The sequence below is a fragment of the Streptomyces cavernae genome (assembly GCF_004023625.1).
Lineage (GTDB): Bacteria > Actinomycetota > Actinomycetes > Streptomycetales > Streptomycetaceae > Streptomyces > Streptomyces cavernae.
The window spans coordinates 1-7,410 of sequence record NZ_RPDJ01000098.1; the positions used below are offsets into that span (position 1 = coordinate 1).

A 7,410-nucleotide genomic window follows, 5' to 3' on the forward strand; every position below is an offset into this window, starting at 1 on the left:
TCTCGCGGATGCACTCCGATTCTGTGGACATGGAACCCTAGGAAGTCCCATCATCCCAGCTCAGAGGGCATCCGCGTCTTCATGTCCAAGCCCTGGACCGGCTATTGCCCGGTGGATCGAGGCTTAGTCCTCACCGTCCTTGTCAACACGGACGTCCAGGATCCGGCTGAAGTGCAACTGCCGATGTGGCATATGGCCGTGTTACTGCTCGCGGGCTTGGCCACCGGCGCGCTGGCCTGGTGGCTGACGAGCGGCGGGCCGCGCTCCGCGCCCACGCGGTTGTCTCCTGCCCTACTGCTGACCGAGGGCGAGGCTGCGGCCTGGAGCCGCACCATGATCTCCCGCGCACTGCTGTTGACGGCCGGCGCCGTCACACTCTGCGGGCTGTTCGCCGTGACGTTCGGTCCCTGGCAGGCGGGACTGCTGCCGCTCGTCCTCGGTCTTACCTGCGCACCGTTCGCCGGTGTCCGGGTTACCGTGGACCGGCGCGGACTTACCGTTGCTTCGACGGTCCTGCCCAGGCCCCGGCTGGCCCTGTCGCTCGGCAGCATCGTCAGTGCCAGCAGCGTCCAGGTCAACGCCATGGGGGACTTCGGCGGCTGGGGCTACCGGATACGCCCGAACCGGCGGGGCGTGGTGCTGCGTTCGGGGGAGGCGCTATCGGTCCGCACGGCGGGTGGACGCGAATACGTGGTCACCGTCGACGACTCGACGACCGCGGCCGCGCTGCTCAACGGCCTGGTGAATCGCCACGCGGCGGGAGCGTGAGTAGGAATGCTGTTTCGGGTGCTACCGAGCTCTCCCGTACCGCTGGGCGAGCAGATCGCGGCCTGTGTACGGGGGGCGATCGCCAACGGCGCGGCAGCCCCGGGTGAGCGACTGCCGCCTGCCCGTGAGGTCGCCGAGTCGCTGGGCGTCAACGTGCACACGGTTCTGCGCGGTTACCAGCGACTGCGTGACGAGGGCCTGATCGAGCTGCGCCGTGGCCGGGGCGCGGTGATCACCGCGGCGCCCGGCATCGCGGATCAGGCACGACTCACCGAGGCCGTGCACGGCCTCATCACCCAGGCACGCGGGTTCGGTCTCACGGACCAGGAGCTCCTGTCCATGGTTCACAACTGCCTGTCCAGCGCACCCGTCACCACGTCACCCGCCCCCGGAGACTGAACGCCTCGGAGGCCCGGCCCCTGCCTTGCGCGGCTTTTCGGGCCGCTGTGTGCCCAGCCGCCACGACGCCCCGCTGTGACCAGCGTGGTGGGGGCTGTGGTGGGCCCAACCACAGCCCCCACCACGCTTCATCGCCGTTGCCGTACCCCGCCGGTCGGGCCCGGTCGGCAGGCCGGCCACGGCGGGCGGCGAACTGTGGCGATCATGAGCGAGCCTTACGGACCTGGTGGCAACGCCCGCAGTAGCGGGCCTGCGGCACGATGCGCAGCCGCGCCAGCTCGAGGGGGTGCCGGCACTGCTGGCAGATGCCGTACGTGCCCTGATCCATGCGCTCCAGGGCGGCTTCCACGTCGGCGAGGACCATGCGGGCCGAGGCACACAGCTTGATGTGCACCTCCAGCTGGGCGACCGCAGCCCGTTCGCGGACGCGCTGGGCTCTGGCAGGAGCGCCCTGCCAGAGCTGGGCGAGCTGGTCCAGACGAAAGGCACGCTGCTCGTTGAGGTTCTCCCGCAGCGCAGACAATTCGGCCGCGCCCAGGCCCGCGTTGGTGTCTGCCACGACGACCTGCTGGTTCACGACTTCACCCCTTCAGGAAGAAGCAGGGGGGCACCCAGAACGCTCCGACCGCAGCCGGAGCGGGACGGAGACGACGGACCCGTGCCCCTATGTGCCCCTGTGGCACAGGGGAAGGCCGTGCTGATCAGCCGGCGCGCTGCTGGCAGGGCACGCAGCACCGCGCGTACGGCAGGATCTCCAGCCGCTCCACCGGGATCGACCTGCTGCACCCCCGGCAGATGCCGTAGCTGCCCTCCTCAAGCCGGGCGAAGGCCGCCTCGATCTCCTTCCAGACTCAGGGAAGGCATGAAGAGCAAACCGGAATCGGCGACAGGAACCCATCGAGTTCGCCAACTCCCTGACGCATGGTCAGCCCGATTCGCTGTGCGGTCGCCGTCGTGCTCGGCGATTTCGGAGCGGGACAAGCGCTTTAAGTGGGCTTTAAGTGGGCGGTTTGTAAGGTGATCTCCGTTTCTGGCTGAGGTGGGAGCAAGGCCGCTGGTGGAGGTTCTGTCGGCTATTGCCTCCTGGCGAAGTTGCCGGTGCCGGCCTCGGTGAGGATCCCGAGTTTGACCAGGCGCAGGACTCCCTCTGGTGCGGGTGGTGCAGGGATACCGACTGTCACGCCCGTCCGTAATTTCGAACCACGTTCGTGAATCGGTCAGAAAATTGGTCCTGCGCAGGACCTCGTCAACGCTTCTGTCACAACAGCGAAACGCCGAACCAACCCACATCGGCAAGGCCGGTCTCTTCTGAGAGCTCACGAACGGCGGTTTCGGTGATCGGTCCTCCGCGTTCGCTCCTGCACGGTTTCCACGACGCTGCCTGTGCCGTCGCCTCGAGCATCAACGGGCCGACACCGTCGCTGCGGCTCGGCAACTGCCCGGCCGTTGCTGCGCGTGCGCGGTAAACGGGCGGCGGATCCACGTCACAGAACTGCCACAGCGCCTTCACCAGGCTCCCACCTGCCGCACGATGCCCATCAGTGCCAAACAGTCCCAGGAGAAAACATGCGTGCCCGTCGGGTCGGCCCCCCGAGCTCTCGGGCGCATGGGTGCGCTGGGTGTCGCAGTAGGCGGCGCCGCCGGCGGCAACAGCCAGCAGTGGCAGCTCAGGTACCAGGGCGGCGGCAGGTACTGGATCGTCAACCAGGCCACCGGCTTGGTCCTCGACGGCGGCGGCCACGTGCCCTCGGGCTCCGTGACCAAGCAGTGGTCCGGGAACGTGCAGTGGACCTTCACCGCGGTCTGAGCGGCTGGGCGTCGTCGGGAAACGGAAAACCAGGCCGAGAGACGTTGACAACTGCAGCCCCTCCCTTCCATCATCATTCCACTAATCGAGTAGTGGAATGATGATGGAAGGGAGTGGTGGCCGTGGAGTACCGCATCGACAGGCGGAGCGGTGTCCCTGCCTTCCAGCAGATCGTGCAGCAGACCAAGCAGGCCCTGCGGCTGGGCGTACTGGTGCCGGGTGACCGGCTGCCCACCGCAAAGGAGGTCTCCGAGACGAGCGCGGTCAACCCGAACACCACCCTCAAGGCGTACCGCGAGCTGGAGCGTGAGGGCCTGGTCGAACCGCGACCGGGCCTGGGCACCTTCGTGCGCCGCACGCTGGGCCGCCCCGAGACGGGCACCGACTCGCCGCTGTACGGGGAGCTGGTGGCGTGGATGTCGAAGGCGGCCGAGGCCGGTCTGGAGCAGGAGGACGTGGCCGCGCTGGTCGCGTCAGCGCTGGAGCAGCAGTACGCCGCCGGGACCACGGCGGTCACGGGGGTCAGGACAACGAGGAGCACAGGTGAGTGACGTCATGTACGCGGGGGAGCCGGCGCTCGAGGCACACGGGCTGGGGATGCGTTACCGGCGGGGCTGGGCGCTGCGGGACTGCACCTTCCGGCTTCCGGCGGGCAGGATCTGCGGACTGGTCGGCCCCAATGGGGCGGGTAAGACCACGCTGCTGAACATCGCGGCGCATGTCCTGAAGCCGACGCAGGGCTCGCTCAGTCTGTTCGGCGGGGCGCCGGGCTCGGTGGAGTCCGGTCGGCGTACGGCCTTCCTCGCGCAGGAGAAGCCGTTGTTCCGTCGCTTCACCGTGGCGGAGACCCTGCGGCTGGGGCGGGAGCTGAACCCGGGCTGGGACCAGCGCGCCGCCGAGGACATCGTCCGTGCGGGCAACGTGTCCTTCGACGCGAAGATCGGCACTCTCTCCGGTGGCCAGCGCACCCGCGTCGCCATCGCCCTCGTTTTCGGCAAGCGCCCCGACCTGTTGCTGCTCGACGAGCCGATGGCGGACCTCGATCCAGTCGTGCGCCACGAACTCATGGGCACCCTCCTCGCCGAGGCCGGCGAGCGCGGCACCACCGTGGTGATGTCCACCCACGTCCTCGCCGAACTGGAGAACGTGTGCGACTTCCTCGTCGTCGTCTCCGGCGGCGGAGTGCGCCTGGCCGGTGACGTGGATGAGCTGATGTCCGTGCACTCCGTGGTCACCGGGGTCAGGGAGGGTGAGGGCCTGCCCGACTTCCTCGGGTACCACACGCTCGTCGAGGCCAGGACCAGCGGACGGCAGTTCACCGCACTCATCCGCCCGGAGGGCCCGCTCACCGGCCCCTGGGAGGCGACCGCCCCGGGCATGGAGGAACTCCTGCTCGCCTATCTCCGCTCACCCGACGCGCCACCGCTGGTCACTCCCACCGCCCAGGTCCAGGGCCAGGCGTTCGGCACCGGGACGGTGGCGGCATGAGCACCTTCACCAACCCCTCGACCGACGGCAGGAACGGGACGGCGAACCGGACGATGAACGGCACGATGAACGCAACCAAGAACGGCGCCGGGCACGGGGCCGGGAACGCGAGCACCACGGAGGCCACCCGGCGCCCCCGCCTCAGCGGTATGACCTGGCTGGTCTGGCGCCAGCACCGGGCTGCGTTCTGGACCATGATCGCCGCCACCGTGCTCTGCGTGGCCTGGATGATCTACCAGCGCGCCCAGATGATGGACTTCCTCAACGCCTACGGCTTTCCCGCCAAGAACCTCGACGACGCGGGAAAGCAGTTCGACCCCTACATCGGCGCGTTCACTTCCGTCACCACCGGCCTCACGGCGCTCCCCGTCATACTCGGTGTCCTCCTCGGCGCCCCGCTGCTCGCGGCCGACCTGGAGAACGGCACGGCCAAGCTGATCGCCGCCCAGTCCGTGAGCCGCAACCGCTGGCTCGCCACGAAGCTGGCGCTGACCGGGCTGGTGGTGACGGTGACCACGGTCACGCTGTCGGCTGTGTTCGCCTGGTGGTGGAACCCCATCAAGCTCCATTACCTGGACATCGAATGGACCTCCCGGGAGTTCTTCAACACCACGGGCCCGGCGCCCGTCGCCCTCTCCCTCCTCTCCGTGTTCGGCGGGGTGCTGATCGGTGTGTTCCTGCGCCGCACGCTGGCGGCCATGGTCGTGACCCTCGGGTTCACCGTCGCCCTCCAGGCCGTCTGGGGCTACTTCAAGCTGTCGCTCGGCGACATCGTCACAGCCACGACCAAGCCGGTCAGTCCCGGCACTACGATCACCTTCCCCTCGGTGCCCCGCACCGCGCACGTGCTCGACACCTCGTATGTCAGCGGCAGCGGGAAACTGTCCGACTTGACCACGTGTACGGACACGCTGTCGGAGGAGGCGACTGCGTCGTGCATGAAGAAAGCGGACATCGTCGGCGCCTCGATCGACTACATCCCCATATCGCAGATGAGCAGTATGCAGTGGTTCGGGGCATCGATCCTGTTCGCCCTGACCGCCGGCATCGTGGTCTTCCTCTTCACCTGGGGTCGCAAGCGGCTCGTCTGAGGAACCGGTCATGCCCCCACGGGGGCACTCGCTCTCCACAACCCCACCGAAGGAGGCGAGCGGGTGAGGCTTCGACGCCCCCGCTCACCTCCGCGGCCCACACTGCGGCTTCGACGCCCCCGCTCACCTCCGCGGCCCACACTGCGGCCCCCACACCCCGGTGACGACCCCGTCGAACAGGCCGCGAAGGTGCTGTCCACAACTACCACAGCGCCTTCACCAGGCTCCCACCTGCCGCACATGCCCATCAGTGCCAAACAGTCCCAGGAGGAAACATGCGCACCCGTACAGCCATCACAGCCGTCCTGCTCGCCCTCGCCGCCACGACAGCCGCCTGCAGCAGCAGCGACAAGCCCGACCTCGCCGCCTGCAAGGCCGCCATGGAGAAGCAGTACAAGGACGGCAACAAGAGCGAACAAAACAAGCGCCCCGACGCATGCGACGGCGTCGACACCAAGACCATGGACCAGTACACCCAGGAACTCTTCGACGACCAGACGACCAAGTAAGTCGAGGACCTGGAGACCTCGACGCCGGCTTGAGACGGATCCGCCGGAGTCGTCAGCGCCTGCGATGGGACTCAAGGCCCGCAGCTGCCCACCAGACGAGGCGTCAGAGCAGGGCGGCCCCGTCAGTTCGGGGTTGAGCGTCGGCTGAGCCAACGGTCCGCCAGGCAGTGAAAACGCCGAGAGCCCCGGTCCAGACGGCGTCTGGACCGGGGCTCTGTCGTAGGCCCTGTGGGACCTCAGTGGGCGGTTTGTAAAGGTGATATCCGTTTCTGGCTGAGGCGGAGGCAAGGCCGCTGGTGGAGGCTGTGTCGGCTATTGCTTCCTGGCGAAGTTGCCGGTGTCGGCCTCGCTGAGGATTCCCAGTTTGACCAGGCGTTTCAGCTTGGCGCGGGTGCCTTCGACATTCTTCGGCAGCAGTTCGTGGCCGAGGGCTTCGCAGACGTCCTTGGCTCGTAGCGGTCCGGTCGCGTGGTTGAAGGCGGCGAGGATGCGGGGGTAGTCCGGGTGCTCGGGCAGCTCCGGCGCGACGGCCGGAAGCCGGTCGGCGAGGCCGGTGACGGTGTTGCGGGTGATGGTGATGTGCTCCAGGTGCGTCTCGGCCTCCCGCAATCGGGTCTGCAGGTCGTCGATCTGTGCGCGGAGGTCGTCGGCCAGGGCCCGGGCGGCATTCTCTTGCAGGTCCAGGGCATCGAGCAGGGGCCGGATGTTCACGCTGCCGCCGCCTGCGCCGCGCGCCAGGTGGGGGCGTTCGCACCGGTGAGACGTCGGGTCATGACGTGGGTCATGGCCCAGTAGCGCGGGAGGCGGAGGAATAGGGGCGGTGCTCGTAGTCGCGGACCAGTCGCCGGTGCAGTATCAGGATCCCGTAGGTCTGCTCGACCCTCCACCGCTTCGGCTGCGGCACGAAGGCCTTGTCCTGCGGGTTGCGTGCGACGATCTCGACGTCAATTCCGAGGCCGGCGCCGTGCACGACGACCTGGTTCTTGAAGCCCTGGTCGACCAGGGCTTTGCGGACGGTTTTGCCGGTGTGCTCGGCGACCCGGTCCAGCAGGACGATGCCCGCGGCGTTGTCGTGGGTGTTCGCGGCGAGGACGACGACCGCGATGACCAGGCCGAGGACGTCCACGGCCAGGCCGCGTTTGCGGCCGGGCACCCGCTTGGCCGGATCGTGGCCGGTCGTCGAGGCGGGGACCCCGGCGGCCACACGGACACTCTGGGTGTGCTGTCGGGTAGCGGGGACGCATTGCTGCGTCCCCGCCCCCTCAGAACCGGGCATGCCCGGTTTCCAGGCACCACGGCTCAAGCAAGCCCCGAGGGCTTCACGGTGATGCAGAGACTGCGAGTCTCC

Annotated in this window: 9 protein-coding genes and 3 pseudogenes; 7 read left to right on the plus strand and 5 right to left on the minus strand. The window is 68.3% G+C overall.

The annotated features are described in order from the left end of the window. Positions 1-81 precede the first annotated feature (81 nt). Both EF387_RS46125 and EF387_RS46130 read left to right on the plus strand, forming a co-directional pair. Complete coding sequence (locus tag EF387_RS46125) at positions 82-768, plus strand: hypothetical protein (protein WP_128382540.1); 687 nt, start codon at positions 82-84, stop codon at positions 766-768. A gap of 6 nt (positions 769-774) precedes the next feature. After that, complete coding sequence (locus EF387_RS46130; protein WP_128382541.1) at positions 775-1,167, plus strand: GntR family transcriptional regulator; 393 nt, start codon at positions 775-777, stop codon at positions 1,165-1,167. Between the two features lie 202 nt (positions 1,168-1,369). Here the strand turns inward: EF387_RS46130 and EF387_RS46135 are convergent, their stop codons facing one another. From EF387_RS46135 to EF387_RS46145, 3 genes and pseudogenes are all read right to left on the minus strand, one after another. Next, the gene (locus EF387_RS46135) at positions 1,370-1,744 is read right to left on the minus strand and encodes a TraR/DksA family transcriptional regulator (protein ID WP_128382542.1); all 375 of its coding nucleotides are present in this window, start codon (positions 1,742-1,744) and stop codon (positions 1,370-1,372) included. Between the two features lie 124 nt (positions 1,745-1,868). Further along, positions 1,869-2,018, minus strand: a pseudogene (locus EF387_RS46140) (TraR/DksA family transcriptional regulator); the annotation flags it as partial. Between the two features lie 407 nt (positions 2,019-2,425). Beyond that, complete coding sequence (locus tag EF387_RS46145) at positions 2,426-2,677, minus strand: hypothetical protein (protein ID WP_128382543.1); 252 nt, start codon at positions 2,675-2,677, stop codon at positions 2,426-2,428. A 132-nt stretch (positions 2,678-2,809) separates the two neighbouring features. Here EF387_RS46145 and EF387_RS46150 point away from each other — a divergent pair. From EF387_RS46150 to EF387_RS46170, 5 genes and pseudogenes are all read left to right on the plus strand, one after another. Then, positions 2,810-2,974 (plus strand): annotated as a pseudogene (locus tag EF387_RS46150) (RICIN domain-containing protein); the annotation flags it as partial. Between the two features lie 113 nt (positions 2,975-3,087). Further along, complete coding sequence (locus EF387_RS46155) at positions 3,088-3,525, plus strand: GntR family transcriptional regulator (protein ID WP_128382544.1); 438 nt, start codon at positions 3,088-3,090, stop codon at positions 3,523-3,525. A 4-nt stretch (positions 3,526-3,529) separates the two neighbouring features. Next, positions 3,530-4,462 (plus strand): ABC transporter ATP-binding protein, encoded by a 933-nt coding sequence (locus EF387_RS46160; RefSeq protein WP_128382549.1) that lies wholly within the window; start codon positions 3,530-3,532, stop codon positions 4,460-4,462. Continuing rightward, entirely contained in the window at positions 4,459-5,553 is a 1,095-nt protein-coding gene (locus EF387_RS46165) for an ABC transporter permease subunit (protein ID WP_128382545.1), read from the plus strand. The genes EF387_RS46160 and EF387_RS46165 overlap by 4 nt, the downstream gene beginning before the upstream one ends. A 275-nt stretch (positions 5,554-5,828) precedes the next feature. Next, a complete protein-coding gene (locus tag EF387_RS46170) occupies positions 5,829-6,062 on the plus strand; it encodes a hypothetical protein (RefSeq protein ID WP_128382546.1) in 234 nt (77 codons plus the stop codon). Positions 6,063-6,374: 312 nt separating this feature from the next. On the opposite strand, the gene EF387_RS46175 is transcribed toward EF387_RS46170, so the two are convergent. Together EF387_RS46175 and EF387_RS46180 are read right to left on the minus strand one after the other, a co-directional pair. Next, entirely contained in the window at positions 6,375-6,773 is a 399-nt protein-coding gene (locus EF387_RS46175) for a hypothetical protein (protein WP_128382547.1), read from the minus strand. Continuing rightward, positions 6,770-7,281: pseudogene (locus EF387_RS46180) on the minus strand (transposase); the annotation flags it as partial. The pseudogene EF387_RS46180 and the gene EF387_RS46175, both read right to left, overlap by 4 nt. Positions 7,282-7,410: the final 129 nt, after the last annotated feature.

Coding starts and splice junctions, on each gene's coding strand:
- EF387_RS46165 (WP_128382545.1), top strand. CDS start 4,459: ATGAGCACCTTCACCAACCCCTCGACCGACGGCAGGAACGGGACGGCG.
- EF387_RS46130 (WP_128382541.1), top strand. CDS start 775: ATGCTGTTTCGGGTGCTACCGAGCTCTCCCGTACCGCTGGGCGAGCAG.
- EF387_RS46160 (WP_128382549.1), top strand. CDS start 3,530: ATGTACGCGGGGGAGCCGGCGCTCGAGGCACACGGGCTGGGGATGCGT.
- EF387_RS46125 (WP_128382540.1), top strand. CDS start 82: ATGTCCAAGCCCTGGACCGGCTATTGCCCGGTGGATCGAGGCTTAGTC.
- EF387_RS46170 (WP_128382546.1), top strand. CDS start 5,829: ATGCGCACCCGTACAGCCATCACAGCCGTCCTGCTCGCCCTCGCCGCC.